20 protein-coding genes are annotated in these 21,570 nt (G+C 34.1%); 18 read left to right on the top strand and 2 right to left on the bottom strand.

What is annotated here, in order from left to right; translation table 11 throughout:
* The first annotated feature begins 81 nt into the window (after positions 1-81).
* The 3 genes from NRK67_12945 to ptsP all read left to right on the top strand — a co-directional run bounded on the left by NRK67_12945 (position 82) and on the right by ptsP (position 3,458).
* Positions 82-1,278 carry a trans-2-enoyl-CoA reductase family protein gene (locus NRK67_12945; GenBank protein ID UUV18190.1) on the top strand — a complete coding sequence of 399 codons (1,197 nt, stop codon included), beginning with the start codon at positions 82-84 and terminating at the stop codon, positions 1,276-1,278.
* A gap of 126 nt (positions 1,279-1,404) precedes the next feature.
* On the top strand, positions 1,405-1,668 hold the full coding sequence (locus NRK67_12940) for an HPr family phosphocarrier protein (GenBank protein UUV18189.1): 264 nt from the start codon (positions 1,405-1,407) through the stop codon (positions 1,666-1,668).
* Between the two features lie 68 nt (positions 1,669-1,736).
* Positions 1,737-3,458, top strand: a complete 1,722-nt coding sequence (gene ptsP / locus NRK67_12935; protein UUV18188.1) for a phosphoenolpyruvate--protein phosphotransferase — start codon at positions 1,737-1,739, stop codon at positions 3,456-3,458.
* 119 nt (positions 3,459-3,577) lie between these two features.
* On the opposite strand, the gene NRK67_12930 is transcribed toward ptsP, so the two are convergent.
* Both NRK67_12930 and NRK67_12925 read right to left on the bottom strand, forming a co-directional pair.
* Positions 3,578-4,087, bottom strand: coding sequence for a flavin reductase family protein (locus NRK67_12930; GenBank protein UUV18187.1), 510 nt, complete (start codon positions 4,085-4,087; stop codon positions 3,578-3,580).
* An 11-nt stretch (positions 4,088-4,098) separates the two neighbouring features.
* On the bottom strand, positions 4,099-4,896 hold the full coding sequence (locus NRK67_12925; protein ID UUV18186.1) for a hypothetical protein: 798 nt from the start codon (positions 4,894-4,896) through the stop codon (positions 4,099-4,101).
* Positions 4,897-5,390: 494 nt separating this feature from the next.
* Between NRK67_12925 and NRK67_12920 the strand changes: the two genes are divergently transcribed.
* The 15 genes from NRK67_12920 (at position 5,391) to NRK67_12850 (ending at position 21,559) form a co-directional block, all read left to right on the top strand.
* On the top strand, positions 5,391-6,233 hold the full coding sequence (locus NRK67_12920; GenBank protein ID UUV18185.1) for a fumarate hydratase: 843 nt from the start codon (positions 5,391-5,393) through the stop codon (positions 6,231-6,233).
* Between the two features lie 696 nt (positions 6,234-6,929).
* Positions 6,930-7,481, top strand: a complete 552-nt coding sequence (locus NRK67_12915) for a Fe-S-containing hydro-lyase (GenBank protein ID UUV18184.1) — start codon at positions 6,930-6,932, stop codon at positions 7,479-7,481.
* A gap of 52 nt (positions 7,482-7,533) precedes the next feature.
* Complete coding sequence (locus tag NRK67_12910) at positions 7,534-8,721, top strand: NADP-dependent malic enzyme (protein ID UUV18183.1); 1,188 nt, start codon at positions 7,534-7,536, stop codon at positions 8,719-8,721.
* Between the two features lie 364 nt (positions 8,722-9,085).
* Positions 9,086-9,874: a CoB--CoM heterodisulfide reductase iron-sulfur subunit B family protein gene (locus NRK67_12905; GenBank protein UUV18182.1), complete on the top strand. Its 789-nt coding sequence runs from the start codon at positions 9,086-9,088 to the stop codon at positions 9,872-9,874.
* A gap of 25 nt (positions 9,875-9,899) precedes the next feature.
* A complete protein-coding gene (locus NRK67_12900; GenBank protein ID UUV18181.1) occupies positions 9,900-10,313 on the top strand; it encodes a 4Fe-4S dicluster domain-containing protein in 414 nt (137 codons plus the stop codon).
* A 33-nt stretch (positions 10,314-10,346) separates the two neighbouring features.
* The gene (locus NRK67_12895; GenBank protein UUV18180.1) at positions 10,347-12,329 is read left to right on the top strand and encodes a CoB--CoM heterodisulfide reductase iron-sulfur subunit A family protein; all 1,983 of its coding nucleotides are present in this window, start codon (positions 10,347-10,349) and stop codon (positions 12,327-12,329) included.
* A complete protein-coding gene (locus NRK67_12890; GenBank protein UUV18179.1) occupies positions 12,320-12,784 on the top strand; it encodes a hydrogenase iron-sulfur subunit in 465 nt (154 codons plus the stop codon). The genes NRK67_12895 and NRK67_12890 overlap by 10 nt, the downstream gene beginning before the upstream one ends.
* Positions 12,772-13,749 carry a 4Fe-4S dicluster domain-containing protein gene (locus NRK67_12885; protein UUV18178.1) on the top strand — a complete coding sequence of 326 codons (978 nt, stop codon included), beginning with the start codon at positions 12,772-12,774 and terminating at the stop codon, positions 13,747-13,749. The genes NRK67_12890 and NRK67_12885 overlap by 13 nt, the downstream gene beginning before the upstream one ends.
* On the top strand, positions 13,749-14,795 hold the full coding sequence (locus NRK67_12880; GenBank protein UUV18177.1) for a 4Fe-4S dicluster domain-containing protein: 1,047 nt from the start codon (positions 13,749-13,751) through the stop codon (positions 14,793-14,795). Before NRK67_12885 ends, NRK67_12880 begins: the two co-directional genes overlap by 1 nt.
* Entirely contained in the window at positions 14,785-15,624 is an 840-nt protein-coding gene (locus tag NRK67_12875; GenBank protein UUV18176.1) for an FAD/NAD(P)-binding protein, read from the top strand. The genes NRK67_12880 and NRK67_12875 overlap by 11 nt, the downstream gene beginning before the upstream one ends.
* Before the next feature lie 42 nt (positions 15,625-15,666).
* Positions 15,667-16,347 (top strand): 4Fe-4S dicluster domain-containing protein, encoded by a 681-nt coding sequence (locus NRK67_12870; GenBank protein UUV18175.1) that lies wholly within the window; start codon positions 15,667-15,669, stop codon positions 16,345-16,347.
* 81 nt (positions 16,348-16,428) lie between these two features.
* On the top strand, positions 16,429-18,033 hold the full coding sequence (locus tag NRK67_12865; protein UUV18174.1) for an FAD-dependent oxidoreductase: 1,605 nt from the start codon (positions 16,429-16,431) through the stop codon (positions 18,031-18,033).
* Between the two features lie 327 nt (positions 18,034-18,360).
* Positions 18,361-19,812 carry a 4-hydroxyphenylacetate 3-hydroxylase family protein gene (locus NRK67_12860; protein UUV18173.1) on the top strand — a complete coding sequence of 484 codons (1,452 nt, stop codon included), beginning with the start codon at positions 18,361-18,363 and terminating at the stop codon, positions 19,810-19,812.
* Between the two features lie 130 nt (positions 19,813-19,942).
* On the top strand, positions 19,943-20,224 hold the full coding sequence (locus NRK67_12855; protein UUV18172.1) for a NifU family protein: 282 nt from the start codon (positions 19,943-19,945) through the stop codon (positions 20,222-20,224).
* A 33-nt stretch (positions 20,225-20,257) separates the two neighbouring features.
* Complete coding sequence (locus NRK67_12850) at positions 20,258-21,559, top strand: 4-hydroxybutyrate CoA-transferase (GenBank protein UUV18171.1); 1,302 nt, start codon at positions 20,258-20,260, stop codon at positions 21,557-21,559.
* Positions 21,560-21,570 lie beyond the last annotated feature (11 nt).

Genomic DNA, 21,570 nt, shown 5'->3' with positions numbered 1-21,570 from the left:
TAATAAGGTGGATATTATAAATTACCTTGTAAATATAGTAAATATTATGATAAACTAATCAGACGGAGGTGTTTAATAAACATGATAATTAAACCAAGAGTAAGAGGAAGTTTAGCTCTAAACTGCCATCCCATGGGATGTAAAAAAATAGTTGAAGATCAAATTAAGGTAGCAAAAAATAGTAAGCAGTATGAAGGTGCGAAAAAAGTACTAATTTTAGGAGCGTCTTCAGGATATGGATTATCTACTAGAATTTCATTAGCATTTGGTGGAAGTAAATCTGATACCATTGGTGTTTCATTTGAAAAAGAAGGATCAGAAAAAAAAGTTGGAAGTGCTGGTTGGTATAACAATATATGGTTTAAAGAAGCCGCAGAAAAAGAAGGCTTAGTTGCTAAAAACTTTATTGGGGATGCTTTTTCCCATGACATGAGAAAAGAAGTTATTGAATATATAAAGGATGAATTTGGAGGGAAGATAGACCTTCTAATATATAGTGTCGCTTCTGGAGTAAGACAAGACCCCGACACTGGAGTTGTTCATAGATCTTGTATCAAACCTATAAATGAAGAGTTTGGTGGATATACATTAAATATTCAAAAAGAAGAGATCGAGTATTTAAGTGTTGACTCAGCAACAGAGGAAGAGATCGCAAATACTGTAAAAGTTATGGGTGGAGAAGACTGGAGTCACTGGGTTAATGCTTTAGTGGATGAAGGTGTTTGTAATGACGGTTTTAAAAGTGTTGCTTATTCATATATCGGCGGAGATATAACCCGTGCAGTATATAGAGATGGAACTATTGGTAGAGCAAAGGAACATTTAGAAGATAGTGCTATAAAGTTAAATACTTTGGTTAGTGAGAAGCTGGGCGGTGAAGTGTATACTTCTGTCAATAGAGCTATCACCACAAAGGCCAGTGCATTTATTCCGTGTTTTTCTATCTATGCTTCTGTACTGTTCAAAGTTATGGCAGAACAGGGACAGGAGGAGCCGTGTATGGAACACACTCATAGGCTTCTTGCTGACATGATCTATGGAGATTCGCCTAATTTTGATGCAAAAGGTAGAATGAGACCGGACTCTTGGGAACTAAGTGATGATATCCAAGAGAAAAGTGTAAATATATACAAGGATATTACAGAAGAAAACTTTAAAGAGTTATGTGACTTTAAATTATATAAGAAATATTTCATGAATTTAAATGGTTTTGAAGCAGATGGAATCGATTATGATGAAGATGTAGATTTAGAGTGGTTGTCAACTTTAAGACCTTAAGTTCCATTTACGGATAATGTGGGTTTTATGGACATGTTTTAACGAAATTATTTGCACTTTTTTTTGAATTATGATATTCTAAATTTGTAGAAACATTTATTCAAATTATTAGGAGGATTAAAAAAAATGGCATCAAAAACAGTAGAAATAACAAATGACACAGGCTTACATACAAGACCAGGGAACGAGTTCGTAACTGTAGCTAAAACTTTTGAATCAAAAATTGAAGTTGAAAATGAATCTGGAAAAAAAGTTAAAGGAACATCACTATTAAAATTATTATCTTTAGGGATAAAAAAGGGAACTAACGTAACTGTTCATACAGAAGGATCAGACGCTGATACTGCTGTTGAGAAATTAACAGATCTTTTAGCAAACTTAAGAGACTAATCACTTAAGATAGAAGGTTTGACCTTCTATCTTTTTTTTAAAAATTTTTTAATTACGGAGGTTCTCAAATGAGAAAGTTAATAGAAGGTATAGATGCTTCTCCAGGAATTGTTGTTGGAAAAGCATTTTTATATAAAGAAACAGAATTGGTTATCAATAAAGAGAAAGTAATGGATACAAAGAATGAAGAAAAAAGATTATTAGATGGTAGAGACGAATCTAGAGAGCAATTATTTGAAATAAGAAAGATGACTGCTAAAAAATTAGGTGAAGATAAAGCGACTATTTTTGATGGTCATATCACTCTTTTAGAAGATGAAGATCTATTTGAAGAAGTAGTTGAATTAATCGAAGATGAACAAATTTCTGCAGAGTATGCTCTGACTCAAGGGATAGAAGTATATTGCGATATGTTATCTAATTTAGACGATCCATACTTAAGAGAAAGAGTAGCAGACCTTAGAGATATAGCTAAAAGATGGTTATATAATATCACAGGAACTCCAATTATAGATTTAGGAAACCTTCCTGCTGATACTGTTATCGTAGCAAACGATCTAACTCCATCAGATACAGCTCAAATAGACCTTAAAAATGTTGTAGCATTCGTTACACAAATAGGTGGTAAAACTGCTCATTCATCTATCATGGCTAGATCTTTAGAACTTCCTGCTGTTGTAGGTACAAAGACTATCTTAGATGATGTTAAAGAGGGAGAAACAATCATTGTAGATGCACTGACTGGTAAAGTTATTGTTAATCCTACCAATGATGAAATTGTAGAAGCTATAAAAGCAAAGGAAAAATTCAATATTGAAAAAGAAGAATTAAAGGAATTAAAAGATAAAAAAGCAACATCTAAAGACGGTATCACTGTAGGAGCATGGGCTAATATCGGTGGGCCTTCTGATATTGAAGGTGTTCTTAGAAATGGAGCTGACGGAATCGGTCTTTACAGAACTGAATTTCTATTCATGAACTCTGATAAGTTCCCTACTGAAGAGGAACAATTTGAAGCATATAAAGAAGTTGCAGAAAGAATGAACGGTCTTCCTGTAACTATCAGAACAATGGATATTGGTGGAGATAAAGCACTATCTTATATGGAATTACCTGAAGAGGAAAATCCATTCCTAGGATGGAGAGCAATTAGAGTTTGTTTAGACAGACCTCAGATTTTAAAAACACAATATAGAGCCTTACTTAGAGCCTCTGGATTTGGATATATCAAGATCATGCTTCCTATGATAATTTCATTGGATGAAGTTAGAAAATCAAAAGCTATATTAGAAGAGTGTAAAGCAGAGTTAAAAAATGAAGGTATCAATTTTGATGAAAATATTCAATTAGGTATAATGGTTGAAACTCCATCTGTAGCATTTAGAGCAAAATATTTTGCCGAAGAAGTAGATTTCTTCTCAATCGGTACAAATGATCTGACTCAATATACACTAGCTGTAGATAGAGGAAATGAAAAAATTTCTAACCTTTATGATTCTTTCAATCCTGGTGTGTTAGCAGCTATCAAATTATCTATTGAAGGGGCTCATGCAGGTGGAATATCTATCTCTATGTGTGGAGAATTTGCAGGAGACGAATTAGCTACTCCTATCTTATTTGGTATGGGATTAGATGCATTTTCAATGTCTGCTATCTCTGTATTAGGTATTAAAAGAAATATTATCCACTTAGATAAAAAAGAATGTGAAGCATTAGTTGAAAGAGTAATGGCTATGGCCACTGCTGAAGAGATTAAAGCTGAAATAAGAAAGTTTAACGAAAGTTTATAAAATTTTATATATGAGAGCAATAATAAAAACTATTGCTCTCTTTTTTATTATCTAAGAAATTATGCCCGCAAGAGGGATTGCCAAAGCTTGTTTAGATGCAATGTCCCGTTACTTTTTATCTACTTAGATTTTAAAACCTCTATCACTTCCGCCATATAGAAGATATGTTTTCCACCAATATCATTGGGACCATCATACCAGGAATTTATATTATTATCCAAAAAGTTTTCTTTTTTTATTTCATTTCTGAATATTTTTTTGCATTTTATTATTAATTTAGCTTCTTGAAAATAAGGCAGATTTTCTCCTTTTACTAGATTTAAATTACTATTTTTTATCTTATCCTCATCCCTCCCAGATTTAGTACCTAAACAAATTAAATCCTTTTTGTACTTCTCATCAAAAAAAGACAGGGTAAAATATTCATTTTTTTCAATAAATTCATAGGTATATCTTTCAGGTCTTACTGCAATCATGGCTATATTCCTATTCCACATTACACCTAATGTTCCCCAAGCTGCTGTCATTGTATTGGCCTTTTTGTCGTCTCCTGCTGTTATTAACATCCAGTCTTTTCCAATTAAATCAAAGACATTTCCTATTTCTGATGTTTTTATTTTTTCAAACATTTATTCCCTCCTCAATCTTTATTTTTAAGTGATACAATCTTCAATAAATCTGAACCCCAATCTTCTAATTCTATGTCTGTATAAAATTCTTTTTCCGAAAGGTTATCTCTTCTGTCTATTTTTTTCAAACTTATTATTAATTGAACTTTATACTGGAATTTGTTTATTTCTAAAACCTCAATATCTTCTATCCTATGGTCTAAGCTTTTATATTCCTTACTATTGGATATACAGTATTTTTTTAGATTTTTAAATAAATCAATATTTTTTCCCTGAAAATCAAGATTAAAACTTTTACTTAATATTTCTTTAAAACATTCTACTTCCTTATCATTTTTATCCATTAAAAGATAAAAATAATTCAGTGATGCCAAGATCTTGTTTTTACATTTTTCTAAAATATGATCGTGAATTCCCAGTGTAGAAACCCTTACACTTTGAATTAAAGGCATGAACATCTTGTCTTTTCCTTTTTTTTCATAATTTAGACTAAAAATATATTTAAAAGTTGTTCTTAAATCATCTTTCACTCCTAAGTTATCATATTCTACTAATATATCAACTATATAACTTCCATTTTTTCTGCTTTCAATCTCGTAATCTAAAATATTATATACACTTTCCCAATTTTCAGGAATCAGATCTACCTTTTTCAAATAATCATCTATACCAAAAACTTTTTCTAACCCTGAATCAATAGATATATTCCTGCTGAGTATCTTTAATTGAGACTCCAAAGTTGAATTTTTTTCATAAAATGAAAACCACCTGTATATTTGTATTAATATTTTCTTTTCATCTAAATACATTTCCCACCTCTATAGCATTATATACTATTTCACCTGTATAACTAATATTATTTAAATAAAAATTCTGTTTATTATGTTGTTTCTAAGTCCTAAATTAAAAAACTTATGGCAACTTCTAAAAATCTTCCAGTATTATTTTCTTTTATTCACTATAAAACAAATTAATAATATCACAGAAGTACCTTTGGGTTGTTTTTTTATACACTTACTAAATAATTTATTTATTTTCAATTTTTTATTTGATTTTTAGTAAATTTTGAGTTATATATCTTATTAGATTTGTTTTTATAGTATTTTTTTACAATTTATTCTTATATTTTTGAATTATTATATTTCAATATAACCTTACTCTAAAATTGATATTACTATCAATTTTTTTTACAGCTAACTTTGTTAAAAAATTAACATAAAATATATTGGAAGTTTAAATAGCATTTATTTAGACTGTAATAGTAAAAAAGCAATACAATATTAATAACTTAAGGAGTGATTAGATGAAAAGCTTGGATTTAACTAAGGTAACAGATGCTGTAGAAAAAATGTGTATGGATGCCAATTTCTATTTGGGTTCTGATGTTCTGGATAATTTAAAAAAAATGGCTAAAACAGAAATTTCACCTGTAGGAAAAAATATATTAGACCAAATAGTTGAAAATCATGAACTAGCTAAAGAAAATAGAGTTCCTATGTGTCAAGATACTGGAATAGTAGTAGTATTTTTAGAAATAGGTACCGAAGTTTATATAGATGGAGATATATACGAGGCTATCAATGAAGGAATTAGAAGGGGCTATGAAAAAGGATTATTGAGAAAATCTGTTGTTAAAGATCCTTTAGACAGAGTAAATACAAAGGATAACACTCCTGGAATAATTCATACTAAACTGGTACCTGGAAGCGATAAGGTGAAAATCGTACTTGCCCCTAAAGGCGGAGGAAGCGAAAATATGAGCGCTATCAAGATGTTAAAACCAGCTGACGGTATCGAAGGTATCAAACAATTTGTTGTGGAGACAATTAAGAGTGCCGGTGGAAATCCATGTCCTCCAATTATTGTAGGAGTAGGAATAGGGGGATCTTTTGAAAAGGCTGCACTATTAGCTAAAGAATCCCTTATGAGAGATGTCAATGACAGCAGCTCAAATCCTATAAACGCTAAATTAGAAGATGAGTTATTAGAGTTAGTAAATAAAACTGGAGTAGGACCCATGGGGTTAGGTGGTAGAAATACTGCACTTTCAGTAAAAATAGAAGCTTATCCCTGCCATATTGCATCACTGCCAGTTGCCATCAATATAAACTGTCATGCTGCTAGACATAAAGAAGTAATCCTATAAAATATTAATTCTTCATCACAGAGTAACAACAAGGGTCATAGAACTATTAGTTTATTTCATAAATATAGAATTTTGAGAAAATGAGATAAAGAACTACACTAATAAATTCTAAGGGTTCCACTCTTAACTGGCTCTATTTCTTTTAGTGAGTAAAAGAAACAGAGGAAAGAAAAGCTACAGTCCTCGTTACACTGCGGAACTTAATTTGTTGAACGCTCTAGTATACATGAAAGTACAAAGTAATATCACTTTCAAAGTTAAAAAAATCTATCAACACAGAGATTCCCAGGGATATTTTTTTGGTTTAAAGCGAAGTTTATAGTCGTTCCACTTCAGCAGTACTGTTTCTACAATGACAATCGTGATTTACTTATTAAGACAATTATAAATCTTCTGGCTCTTTTTGGATACTTATTTCTAGCTACAGAGAAAAAGTATCTCGCTCCTTGAAAAGGAGGGAAAAATGTTTTTTCTTGAACCTGTATAAAAGAGGGACTCTTTAGAATTTTCTAATAGTCGTAACCTCGCGAAACCATAAAAAGAAGGAGTTAAATCTTCTTAAGTCTTTTCTACAAGCAGCAACTCAGATTAATTTAGTGTAGATTGATGAAAAAAAACTTTAGTCACAGATAACGTATAAAAAGTAATATGACGTAGATCCAATAAAAAATTAGAATTTATTATGGAGGTTATAAAATGAAGTTAACAACACCATTGAGAGACAGTGATATAGAAAAATTAAAAGCAGGAGATACTGTAAAGATCTCGGGGATCATATATACAGCAAGAGATGCTGCTCACGCTAGATTAATCAAATTATTAGAAGAGGGGAAAGATCTTCCCTTTGACCCAAAGGGACAAATAATCTATTATGTAGGACCAACTCCTGCTAAACCAGGAAAAGCCATAGGAAGTGCAGGTCCTACAACTTCCTATAGAATGGATCCATATGCACCAAAATTAATTGAAGCTGGATTGAAAGGAATGATAGGTAAAGGAGCTAGAAATCAAGAAGTAAGAAATTCTATTGTAAATCATAAAACTATATATTTTGCAGCAGTGGGTGGTGCAGCAGCTCTTATAGCTCAATCTATTAAAAAATCTGAAGTTATTGCATATGATAATTTGGGATCTGAAACGATTAGGAAGATGGAAGTGGTAGATTTTCCTGCTATTGTTATAAATGATCTATATGGAAATGATCTATATGAGATAGGTCAAAAAGAATATAACTGTGAAAACAAATAAAATTTTGCAAAACCCTCACTATGAGGAAAAAATAAACAGGAGGAATATTAGTATGAGAGTATACGAAGAATCATTAAAACTACACGATCAACACAAAGGTAAGATTGAAGTTATTTCAAAGGTATCAGTGGCTACTAAAGAAGATTTAAGTTTGGCATATTCACCAGGTGTAGCAGAACCTTGTAAAAAAATCGCAGAAAACAAAAGTGATGTTTATAAGTATACAGCCAAAGGAAATATGGTTGCAGTAATCACAGATGGTACCGCAGTATTAGGATTAGGAGATATTGGTCCTGAAGCCGCATTACCTGTAATGGAAGGGAAAGCTATCTTATTCAAAGAATTTGGTGGGGTAGATGCATTCCCTATCTGCTTAGATACTACGGATACCGAAGAAATTATCAAAACTTGTAAGTTATTAGCACCTAGTTTTGGAGGAATAAACCTAGAGGATATAGCTGCTCCTAAATGTGTTGAAATAGAGAGAAGATTAATCGAAGAGTTAGATATTCCTGTATTCCATGATGATCAACACGGTACTGCAATAGTCACTACAGCTGCAATAATAAATTCTGCTAAATTGTTAGGTAAAAATATATCTGACTTGAGAGTGTCTATGATCGGAACTGGTTCAGCAGGATCTTCTATTGCTAGAATGCTTAAGAAATTAGGAGTTAAATCACTATATGCTTATAACTCAAAAGGCGTTATAATGCAGGATAAATATGACAAATATAGATTTTTAGTAAAGGAATTATTGGATCAAAATATCATAGATACTCCAGAAAACTTAGAGGAGGACTCAGTAGCGGGATTAGTTAAAGGAACGGATATATTTGTAGGAGTATCTGGACCTAATATGGTTACTAAAGATATGGTCAGATCTATGAATACAGATCCTATTATTTTAGCTATGGCAAATCCTACACCTGAGATCATGCCTGAAGATGCTTTAGAAGCAGGAGCGGCAGTAGTAGGAACAGGTAGATCAGATTATCCAAATCAAGTAAATAATGTATTGGCGTTCCCGGGATTATTCAAAGGAGCTTTAGAAGCAGGAGCTACAGTAATTAATGATGAGATGAAGATAGCAGCTGCATATGGTATCGCCAATGTATTAAAGGAAGATGAATTAAGAGCAGATTATATCATTCCTAGTCCATTTGATGATAGGGTTGCATCAGTAGTAGCAGAAACTGTTAAAAAAATTGCTATTGAAAATAATTTAACAAGAAAATAATAATTAACGCCCCAGAATATTTCATGGGGCGTGATTTATTTCCTTATAAAATTAAATAACTCATAAAATAGGCATAAAGTAACTAATTTTAGTTATTTTATTTTATTTATTTTTTTTAGTTGATTTTTAGTTTTTTCTGAGCTATATATATTATTAGATTTGTTTTTATAGTATTTTTTTACAATTTATTCTTATATTTTAGAATCCTTATATGTTGATATAACCTTTTTCTAAAATCAAAAATTGATGTTATTATCAATTTTTTTTACAACCAACTTTGTTAAAAAAATAACAATATAATAATTAAAATAAAAAAGGGGGTGAAGGTCTGTACTTTTAATATCTTAAGGTACAGATTAAATAAATGAAGTATAGCTATTATCCGGGATGTACCTTAAAAACAAAAGCACAGGAACTTGAAAAATTTGCTCTGGATTCAGCCAATGAATTGGGGATTGAATTGATAGAACAAAAAGATTGGCAGTGCTGCGGCGCAGTATATCCAATGGGAGAAGATGAGATAGTTACAAAACTATCTTCCGTTAGAAGTCTTGCAGCAGCACAGGAAAAAGGTGAAAAACTGGTGACTCTTTGTTCTGCCTGTCATCATGTTATTAAAAGGGTCAATAAAGATATGAAGGATAAAATTGAAGTCAGGGACAAGGTCAACAATTATCTCCAGCTTGAAAATAATTACAATGGAGATGGAGAGGTCATTCATTTTTTAGAGATGATAAGGGATGATTATGGATTTGAAAAATTATCTGAAAAAGTAAAAGTATCTCTCAATGACCGTAAAATAGGAGCTTATTATGGATGTCTCCTTCTCAGACCAGAGAAAGATATGAAATTTGATGATTCAGAAAATCCTGTTATTATTGAAAATTTTATAGATGCATTAGGAGGTAAAGCTATAAAATATCCCTACAGGACAGAGTGCTGCGGAGGATATCTGGTGACCGAAAATAAATCTATAACAGAAGAGATGACAAATAACATTATAAAATCTGCTGTCACAAATAAAATTCAAGAGATCGTAACTGCATGTCCTCTATGTAAATATAATCTAGAGAACAGTCACGAAGCTAAGGCCAATAATATATCTGTTGTTTATTTTACAGAACTTTTAGCCGAAGCTTTAAATGTGAAATAATTATTTTTTATTAGGAGGCGGAAAAATGACTAGAACAAAAATTATTCCCGATAAATATGAAAAAGATATCTTACAAATAAAAAAAATAAGCAATGAGATGATCAATGACTGCATGCAGTGTGGAAAATGTACAGCAGGCTGTCCGGCAATTACAGAGATGGATATACTTCCTCATCAAATATTAAGGCACCTTCAATTAGGCCAGTTTGATAAGGTTATTCAGAGTAAAACAATCTGGAGCTGTGCATCGTGCTTTACCTGTGCAGCTCGTTGCCCCAGGGGAGTTGACCTGGCTAAACTAATGGAGGCTATACGCCTTATCAACTTGAGACAAAAAGGAAATGACAGATTAAAAGTTCAAAATATAGGTCAGTTAATGACAGACCAAAAAATGCCACAACAGGCTGTTGTAAGTGCGCTTCGTAAATACAGTAAATAAATATAGGTTATTATCTTGCAAGGAGGTATAAAGTTGCGAAAAATTGGAGTTTTTGTATGCTGGTGCGGTTCTAATATAGCCGCTACTGTCGATGTAAAACAGGTTGTAGAAGAAGCAAAAAAAATGCCAGGAGTTGCATATGCTGCAGATTATCAGTATATGTGTTCTGAGATTGGGCAAAATATGATGAAGGAAGTTATAGATAAACACAACTTAGACCGGGTTGTAGTTGCAGCATGTTCTCCTAGGATGCATGAAAATACATTTCGTAGAGCTGCAGAGGAAGCTGGGATAAATCCATATTTAGTTGAAATTGCCAATATAAGGGAACAGTGCTCCTGGGTTCATAAGGATAAGGAAGCTGGAACCGAAAAAGCTATAGCTCTCACGAGAGCAGCAGTAGCTAAGGTTACTTTGAACAGCGAGCTGGTTCCAGGAGAGATAGATGTAGTAAAAAAAGCTCTGATAATTGGTGGTGGAATAGCTGGTATACAGTCTGCTTTGGATATTGCAGATGCTGGATATAAGGTAGACATTGTAGAGAAAACACCTAGTATCGGTGGAAAGATGGCACAATTGGATAAAACATTTCCTACACTGGATTGTTCAGCATGTATCTTGACACCAAAAATGGTAGATGCTGCAAAACATCCAAATATAACTCTTCACACCTATAGTGAAGTTGAAAAAATTAGTGGTTATGTGGGTAATTTCAATGTCCAGATAAAGAAAAAAGCTCGTTATGTTGATATGGACAAGTGCACCGGGTGTCGAATATGTACTGAAAAATGTCCTTCTAAAAAAGCTAAAAGTGAATTTGAAGAAGGGCTTAAAAATAGAGGTGCAGTCTATATCCCATTTGCCCAGGCTGTTCCCAATGTACCAGTAATCGATACAGATGAGTGTATTAAATTAAAAACAGGAAAATGCGGTTTGTGTGAAAAATTATGTCCGTCAAATGCTATTAAATTTGATGATAAAGACGAAATAATAACTGAAGAATATGGTGCTATAGTAGTTGCCAGCGGTTACGATATCATTGATTTAAATAAATTTGGAGAATACCAATACGATCATCCAGATGTAATTACATCTCTTGAATTTGAAAGGATCACCAATGCTGCCGGACCGACAAACGGAAAGTTTTTACGTCCATCTGATGGAGAAAAGCCAAAAAAAGTAGTGTTTATACAGTGTGTCGGTTCCAGAGATAAAACTGAAAGAGGTAAATCATATTGTTCAAAAATTTGTTGTATGTATACCGCTAAACATTCCATGTTGATAAAGGAAAAATATCCTGATATAGAGGCATATGTATTTTATATCGATGTACGTACTCCCGGAAAGAATTTTGATGAATTTCAAAGGAGAGCAGTAGAAAAATACGGAGTCCAGTATATTAAAGGAATGGTTGGAAAAATTTTCCCAGAAGGAAAAAAACTTATGGTTCATGGAGTGGACACCATGAGTGGTGAAACTCTTGTGATAGATGCAGATATGGTTGTATTGGCTGCTGCTACAAAGGCTAAAAGTGATGCTATAGACCTAAAAAGAAAACTTAATATCAGTACCGATATTAATAACTTTTTTACAGAAGCTCATCCGAAACTTCGTCCTGTAGAAACAGCATCAGCAGGGATATATCTGGCTGGAGCCTGTCAGGGACCCAAAGATATTCCTGAAACTGTAGCCCAGTCAAGTGCTGCTGCTGCAAAAGTTATTGGTCTTTTAAACAAATCAAAACTTGTTAATAATCCCTGTGTCTCTGCAGTAGATGAATCTCTATGCAGCGGGTGCCTTGCATGTACAGAGATGTGTCCATACGATGCCATCTCTTATAAAAATATAGAGATCGATGATCATGGGAAAAAAATTAAAAAAGTAGTAGCTGATGTAAATGAAGCTCTCTGTCACGGCTGTGGAGGGTGTACCGTTACCTGCCGGCCAGGTGCAATAGACCTCAAAGGTTTTACAAATAAACAGATCTTAGCGGAGGTGGATGCAATATGTCATTAGATACCAATACCAATGTAGTCAATAAAAATGAGGAGTTTAAACCATTAATAGTTGCATTCTGCTGTAACTGGTGCAGTTATGCAGGGGCTGATCTGGCTGGGACAAGCAGGTTAAAATATCCTGCTAACATAAAAATCATACGTGTCCCATGCTCTTGCAGAGTAAATATAAATTTTGTACTTCGGGCATTTCAAAATGGTGCTGATGGTGTAGTAATAGCCGGGTGTCATCCAGGGGACTGCCATTATTCTACAGGAAATTATCATACAAGACGTCGATTTTCACTCATAACAAATTTAACTGAATATATAGGAGTAGAAAAAGAACGTTTTAAAGTCGATTGGATCTCGGCAGCAGAGGGAAATAAGTTTGCAACTGTGATGAACGATATATTGGAAGATGTTTATAAGCTTGGACCAAATAAAAAGTTGAGGGATGCCAGATGGAAAATATAACTAAAAAAATCAGGGCTGTTGCAAAACAGGCTCTTATAGATAAAGAGGTAGACAAAATTTTAGGCTGGAAAAAAGGGGACCTATGGTCCGATTCATATCCGGTATTTATCACTAAACCAGAAGACACCGATACTTTGATATGGGATTTATTCTGTATAAACAATCTCAGTAAATTTCTTATAAAGGAACTTACAAAACATGATAAGATTGGGATTTTTATTAAGGGATGTGATTCAACGTCTTTTAACCAGCTCCTAAAAGATAACAGGATAAACAGGGACGATGTAGTCCTCTATGGGATCCCCTGTGAAGGGATGGTCGATCCTGAGAAAGTAAAAAAAATAATGTTAAATGAAAGAGTCAGAGAGATAAAAAAACATGAAAATAATTTTACTTTAATCAGTAAAAATAAGAATATAGATGTTTCAGGAGAGGAAATAAAATATGATAAATGCATAACATGTATCTCTCCAAATCCAGTGGTTTATGACCAGCTTTTAAGTGATGAAGTAGAAAATAGTAAACATAGTGGGGATAGATTTAAGAGAATTGAAGAGATTGAAGCCATGTCCCCTGACCAACGTTACAATTTTTGGAAGGGAGAATTCCAAAGGTGTATCAGATGTAATGCATGCCGTGATATCTGTCCTGCATGCAGTTGTGTGAAATGTGTATTTGATAATGAAGATGCAGAGGTCTCTGGAAAAGCCAAGACAGAGGGGGAAGATACTTTTTTCCATCTCGTTAGAGCTTATCATGTGGCAGGTCGTTGTGTAGATTGTGGTGAATGTGCAAGAGTCTGTCCTGCCGGGATTCCCCTTGATCTGCTAAATCGAAAAATAATAAAAGATATAAATGAGGTCTATGGTGAGTTTAATGCCGGTATGGATTCTACAACTCCGGCACCACTTGTTACATTTAAACTGGAAGATACAGATACATTTTCAAAAAAAGGAGGAAAATAATGAAAAAGATTTTAAAGACTAAACTGCCTGAATTATGGCAAAAAATCAGTACTGATTTTGATTTATTTCTTCCTATTGAAAAAAATAAAACACTTAATTTTTCACTTTGGAAGGATGGGGAGAAGGTTAATTTAGACAAAGTAAGGACAACTACTTCATCTAAACACCTTGTTTTTCCTCAGACAGAAACTTATTTGAAATTTAAAAATCAAAATAATAAATTAAGTCTTAAAGCTGTAAAAGCTATAGGAGATGAATACGTTATTTTTGGTGTGAGACCCTGTGATGTAAAGAGTTTTAAACTTTTAGATAATATATTTTTAAGAGAACCTGTAGATACTTATTATAGAGAACACAGGGATAGAGGAACCATCATCTCTCTTGCTTGCACCAATCCTGAAGACACTTGCTTTTGCAGTTCTTTTGGAATAGATGCTTCATCTGCGCCTTTAGGTGCAGACGTAGCTGCATGGGATGTAGGAGATTCCTATATATGGAAACCTCAGAGTGAAAAAGGTCAAAAATTGATGGACAGTACAAAAGAACTTTTTACAGATATAGATGAAAAAGATATTCAAAATTTAGAAAAAGAAAAAAGTAATATCCAGGAAAAATTAGAAGATCTTCCATTTAATAACATAGATCTTTCCAAGATAAAGGGAACTCAGCAGGAGATATTTGACAAGGAAGAGATATGGAATGAATTCAGTGAAAGGTGTCTTGCCTGTGGAACCTGCTCATATCTCTGTCCTACATGTCACTGTTATGACCTTCAAGATTACAAGGGAAATAATCACGGAGAAAAATTTCGCTGCTGGGACTCATGTATGTCATCGGATTTTACACTTATGGCCCATGGAAATCCCAGAACCACCCAGATGCAGAGACTAAGACAGAGATTTATGCATAAACTTGTTTATTACCCTAAAAATCATAAGGGGGATTATTCATGTGTAGGTTGCGGGAGATGTGTTGACAGATGCCCGGTACATATAGACATTGTAAAAATAATAAAAAAATTAGGCGGTGAAAATAATGAGTTGTAGTTGTCATGATCAAGATCCATTGATACCTCAAATAGCTGTTATAAAGGAGGTCAGAGTAGACACACATGATGTTACTACTTTTAAAATAGTTGATAGTTTTGGGAAAAAACCCTTTGAATTTCTCCCCGGGCAATGTGCTATGATCTCTATACCCCCAATAGGAGAGGCTATTTTTTCAATAACATCCTCTCCTACACAGGAGGAGTATATAGAATGCAGTATCAAAAAATGCGGAACTGTTACAGATTATTTGCATGAGCTTGAGCCAGGTTCTGAAGTCGGTGTAAGGGGTCCCTATGGAAATAATTTCCCAGTAGAAGATCTAAAAAATAAAGATTTACTCTTTATAGGAGGAGGAATAGGGCTAGCTCCATTGCGTTCTGTAATTAATTATGTGATGGATAATAGGGAAGATTTCGGTGTGGTAGATATTGTTTATGGTGCCCGAACACCTGGAGATTTAGTGCATTCAAATGATATCTTTGATGTCTGGCCAAAAGAAAAAGAAACTGCTGTACACCTTACAGTAGATAACGTATCTAAAAATTGGAATGGGCATGTAGGTTTTGTTCCTAACTTCGTAAAAACTTTAAACTTTGACAACAATAAGATCGCCTTAGTCTGTGGACCGCCTATCATGATAAAGTATACCCTTCAGGCATTGGAGGAGATGGGATTTAAAAAGGAACAGGTTTATACTACTTTGGAATTGAAGATGAAGTGCGGAATTGGAAAATGCGGACGTTGTAATATAGGTGATAAGTACGTGTGTAAAGATGGTCCTGTATTTAGATGTGACGAAATCACGGAACTTCCAAATGAATATTAATTTAATATTACTATAAAATAATAAATAGCAAGGGGGACATAGATGTCTGAAAAAAAAATGATCGATGTATATATATTTGGTAAAAAATACACTGTACCTTCTACTTTAACAATCATGGATTCTATGGAATATGCAGGATACCAATTAACTAAAGGGTGCGGATGCAGATCTGGGTTCTGCGGTGCATGTTCTACTATCTACAGAGTCAAGGGAGATAAGGAGTTAAAAATAGCCCTTGCATGCCAGACAAAGGTCGAAGATGGAATGTATTTTACACAGCTTCCGTTTTTTCCGGGGGAAAAACCACTGTACGATATAGATAAATTTAAACCTACCATGGATACCATGGCACAATTTTATCCTGAAATTTATAAGTGTATAGGCTGTAATTCATGCACAAATGGCTGCCCTCAAGATTTAAATGTTATGCAATATATTGCCCATGCCCAGAGAGGGGAATTTGAAAAATGTGCACACGGATCTTTTGACTGTGTATCATGTGGAATATGTGCATCCAGATGTCCTGCTGGGATAACTCATTATAATGTAGCTCTTTTGGCACGGCGTCTTACAGGTAAATATATTGTTCCTAAAACAGAGCATTTAAAGGATAGAGTAGCAGAGATCGCAGCGGGAAAACACGATAAATCACTGAAAGAAGTTATGGATAAAAATGTCGAAGAATTAAAAGAATTATATAATTCCAGAGATATCAGTAAATAATTTTTATTTTTTGATATTACAGGTCTTTAAAGATAAATAAAATTGTAAAGGATAAAACTAATATTCATGGGGAGGTATTTAATGTACACAGCAGAGATGAGGGAATTATCTAAAAAAGTAGAAGAGACACGTTCCCAAAGAATTGGAATAAATTTTCCGAGGATGTCTCCAGAGGGTAAAATAGATGTTTTAAATGAAAATCATCCTGATTATAGCGATAAAGGGTTTATGTATTTGAAGCACGGAGTCAATAAAGGAAACAGGGTTCCCAATGAATTAGGGGTTCTCTTAGAGGGTAAAAGTAAACTTGAAAATTTTCAAATAAATCTGGATAAAATAGATTATGATACTGATATCCTAATCATAGGAGGTGGGGGAGCAGGAGCCGCTGCTGCACTGGAAGCTCATAACAGAGGAGCTAAAGTATTGATTGCCACTAAATTGCGTTTTGGTGATGCTAATACAATGATGGCTGAGGGAGGAATTCAGGCGGCAGATAAACCTAATGATTCTCCTGCAAAACACTATTTAGATGTCATGGGAGGGGGACATTATACCAATGTTCCCGAACTTGCAAGCACTCTGGTAAAGGATGCTCCCTCTGCAATCAAGTGGTTAGATGATCTAGGTGTGATGTTTGATAAGGAAAATGACGGAACTATGATTACTAATCACGGTGGAGGTACTTCGAGAAAAAGAATGCATTCTGCAGCAGATTACAGTGGTGCTGAAATAATGCGTGTCATGAGAGATGAAGTCAGAAATAAAGAGATAGAGGTCTTGGAATTTTCTCCAGTTATTGAACTCCTCCTTGATACCGATGGTAAAGCTGCAGGAGCAATTATCTGTGACCTTGAGACTAAACGAAATTTTGTAGTTAGGGCAAAAACTGTAATAATGGCAACAGGAGGAGCTGGAAGACTTCACTACCAAGGGTTCCCTACATCCAACCATTATGGTGCCACTGCTGACGGACTTGTTATGGGTTACAGGGTAGGAGCAGAACTTGCTTTTGCAGACACTATTCAATACCACCCTACCGGTGTAGCCTATCCCTCTCAAATTTTTGGAGCATTGGTTACAGAAAAAGTTCGTAGTTTAGGTGCTACTCCTCTAAATATCCACGGGGAACAGTTTGTATATCATTTGGAAACAAGAGATGTTGAAGCTTCTGCAATTATTAAAGAGTGCAATATAAAAGGAAATGGTATTCCTACTCCTAGTGGTGGGTATGGTGTATGGCTGGATACTCCTCTTATTGAGATGATTCACGGGGAAGGTACAATTGAGAAAAAACTTCCTGCAATGATGAGAATGTACCTTAAATTTGGTTTGGATATGAGAAAAAAACCTATTTTAGTATATCCAACCCTCCACTATCAAAATGGCGGACTATTGATAGATAAAAATGGTCAGACAAAAATAAAAAACCTATATGTAGCCGGTGAATGTGCCGGAGGTATCCATGGAACCAACAGACTTATGGGAAATTCATTGTTGGATATAATTGTTTTCGGCCGGAGAGCAGGGATTCATGCTGGGGAAAATTTTAAAGATATAAAAATCAAAGATTTAACATTTGATCACGTAAAAAAATATCATAAAGACCTAAAAAACAATGGGGTAGAGAGCAGGGAATTTTCACCAATGATTCTTCCAACTTATAACCACGGAAGGGAAAAATAAAAAAGCAACGTGACGTTGCATCCAAACAAGCACAATTTAAGTTTTTATAAGTTTTTGTTTGATCTATAAATTTTATCTCAAAATTTTATGTATATATTATAAATTAATAGTATTTTGGTATGCCCCTGTAGGTATATCTTCTTGGATATTAAAAAAATTTTAATTTTTTTATAAAAAACATTGATTTTTCTATTTTTATATAGTAAACATTATTAAGAAAAGATAAAAACTTCACAAAAAAGTAATTAATTAAACTTACAAAACGCTTAAAAAATAACACATTAATTTTTTTATAATAGTACTAATTTTATTAGGAGGGGTTTTAAAATGGCATTAATGACAGGCGAAGAGTATATTCAAAGTTTAAAGAAAATGAAAACAAAAGTTTATTTGATGGGAGAGTTGGTTGAGGATTTCACAAATCATCCCATGATCAGACCTTCTATCAATTCAGTTGCAGCTACTTATGATTTGGCACATGAAGAGGAGCATGAAAACGTTATGACTGCTGTCTCAAATATTACAGGAGAAAGAGTCAATCGTTTCTGCCATCTTCATCAAAACACTGAAGATCTTAAAAACAAAGTTAAGATGCAGAGACTGTTGGGACAAAAGACAGCTTCATGTTTCCAAAGATGTGTGGGAATGGATGCTTTTAACTCTATCTTCAGTACAACTTTTGAAATAGATGAAAAATATGGAACTACTTATCATGAAAGATTTAAAAAATATATGAAATTTGTCCAAGACAACGACCTTACAGTAGATGGAGCTATGACAGATCCTAAGGGAGACAGGGGATTAGCACCTCACCAACAGGCAGACCTGGATCTTTACCTTCGTGTAGTAGAACAAAGAGAAGACGGAATTGTAGTAAGAGGAGCTAAAGCTCATCAGACTGGTGCAGTAAACTCCCATGAACATCTGATCATGCCTACTATTGCTATGGGTGAGAATGACAAAGATTATGCAGTTTCTTTCTCTATCCCGTCAGATGCCCCGGGAATATTGATGATCTACGGTAGACAGTCATGTGACAGCAGAAAATTAGAGGGTGGACATGTAGACGTAGGAAACCCTAAATTCGGTGGACAGGAAGCATTGGTTGTATTCAATGATGTTTTCATTCCAAATGAAAGAATATACCTAAATGGGGAATATGAATTTGCCGGACTTCTTGTAGAAAGATTTGCCGGTTACCACAGACAGAGTTATGGAGGATGTAAGGTCGGTGTAGGAGATGCTCTTATTGGAGCTGCAGCACTTGCAGCAGAATATAACGGTGTTACCAGAGCTTCCCATGTAAAGGATAAACTTATTGAGATGACACATCTTAATGAAACACTATATGCCTGCGGTCTTGCCTGCTCTACTGAAGGTGTTGCTACCAAGGCAGGAAATTACCAGATAGATCTTCTTTTAGCCAATGTCTGTAAACAAAATGTAACTAGATTCCCATATGAGATAGCTAGATTAGCTGAAGATATCGCAGGTGGATTAATGGTAACTATGCCTACAGATATAGACTTTAAACATCCTGTAATCGGTGAATACTGCAATAAATACTTTGCTGGAAACAGTAAAGTTCCTGTAGAAAATCGTCAAAAAGTACTTAGATTCATTGAAAACCTTACTTTAGGAGCTTCTGCTGTAGGGTATAGAACTGAATCGATGCATGGGGCAGGATCTCCTCAGGCTCAAAGAATTATGATCTCCAGACAGGGAAATATTGAAGGTAAAAAACAATTGGTTAAAGATCTTACAGGGATAAAAAAATAAGCAACGTGACGTTGCATCCAGATAAGCATAATCTAGGTTATTATAAACTTTTATTTATTAAAAAATTTGTGATTTTCTAAAAAATAATAGAAGAGAGGCTTTGGCCTCTCTTCAAAATAAGGTGATTAAAATGTTGCAGAGAGTAGAAAAAATTATATCAGATAAAATAAGACCATCTATAAAAGAACATGGAGGTGACATTGAAGTTATTTCAGTTCAGGATGAAATTTTAAAAATAAAATTACTAGGAAACTGTGTAGGATGTTACCACGCTAGTTCTACTACATCGGATTTTGTGAAAAAAATAGTTCTTTTAGAAGATATTGGAATAAAAGATGTTGTTCTAGAAACCGGTGTTTCAGAGGACCTTATAGAGTTGGCTAAAAAACTTTTAGCTAAAAAAAATATTTAAAAAATTATATACACACTAAAGGGAGTGAAAGAGATGAACTGGAAAGAGCTGTATAAAGAAAAACTAGTATCTCCAGATGAAGCAATTTTAAATATAAATTCTAAAAATAGAGTAGTAGTAGCCCATGCATGTGCTGAGCCAAAAATTTTGATAGATGCTTTAGTTAAAAACAAGGAAAAATTTGAAGATTTAGAGATAGTTCATATGGTTGCCATGGGAAAAGCCCAGTATGTTAACGATGATATGAAAAAACACTTTGTTCATAATGCATTATTTGCAGGAGCCAGCACCAGAAAAGCAGTTCAGGATGGAAGAGCTGATTTTACTACATGTTATTTTCATGAAGTTCCCAAGTTATTTAGAGATGGTCATCTCCCAGTAGATGCTGCTCTGATACAAACAAGTCTTCCAGATGAACATGGAAACTGCAGTATGGGAATATCTATTGATTATATCAAATCAGCTGCAGAGAATTCAAAGGTTGTCATAGCTCAGATAAATAAACATATGCCAAGAACCATGGGTGATTCCTTCATCCATATCTCAGACATAAATTATATTGTAGAACATTCTGAACCTCTTATCGAACTCAACCCTCCTAGAATAGGAGAGATTGAAAAAGCCATTGGAAAAAACTGTGCATCTCTTGTTGAAGATGGTTCTACCCTTCAGCTTGGAATCGGTGCTATTCCTGATGCAGCTCTGCTGTTTTTAAAGGATAAAAAAGATTTAGGAATTCACTCTGAGATGATCTCCGATGGTGTCTTAGAACTAGTAAAATCTGGTGTTATAAACAATAAAGCTAAAAATTTTCATAAAGGAAAGATGGTTGTTACCTTTGTAATGGGAACCAAGGCACTCTATGATTATGTAGATAATAATCCTTTGGTTGAATTTTACCCGGTGGATTATGTAAATGATCCGGTAATAATAGCCAGAAACGATAATATGGTCTCTATTAATTCATGTGTACAGCTTGACCTGACTGGTCAGGTTTGTTCAGAATCTATAGGATATAAACAAATAAGCGGGGTAGGCGGACAGGTGGACTTTGTCAGAGGAGCCACTATGAGCAGGGGCGGTAAATCAATTATTGCTATCCCTTCTACTGCTGCCAAAGGAAAAGTGTCCCGTATAGTATCTGTCTTAGATGAAGGTGCTGTAGTGACTACATCTAGAAATGATGTAGATTATATAGTAACTGAATATGGTGTTGCCAGGCTTAAAGGGAAAACCATCAAAGAAAGAGGCCGGGCATTGATAGGTATCGCTCATCCTGATTTTAGGGAAGATCTCATTAAAAACTGGGAGGAAAGATATCACTGTAAATTTTAATTTTTGCTGAG

Source organism: Fusobacteria bacterium ZRK30, assembly GCA_024628785.1.
Taxonomy (GTDB): Bacteria; Fusobacteriota; Fusobacteriia; order Fusobacteriales; family Fusobacteriaceae; genus Psychrilyobacter.
Note: the sequence above shows the minus strand (reverse complement) of the source record. Positions and strands in the feature narration are given on the sequence as shown.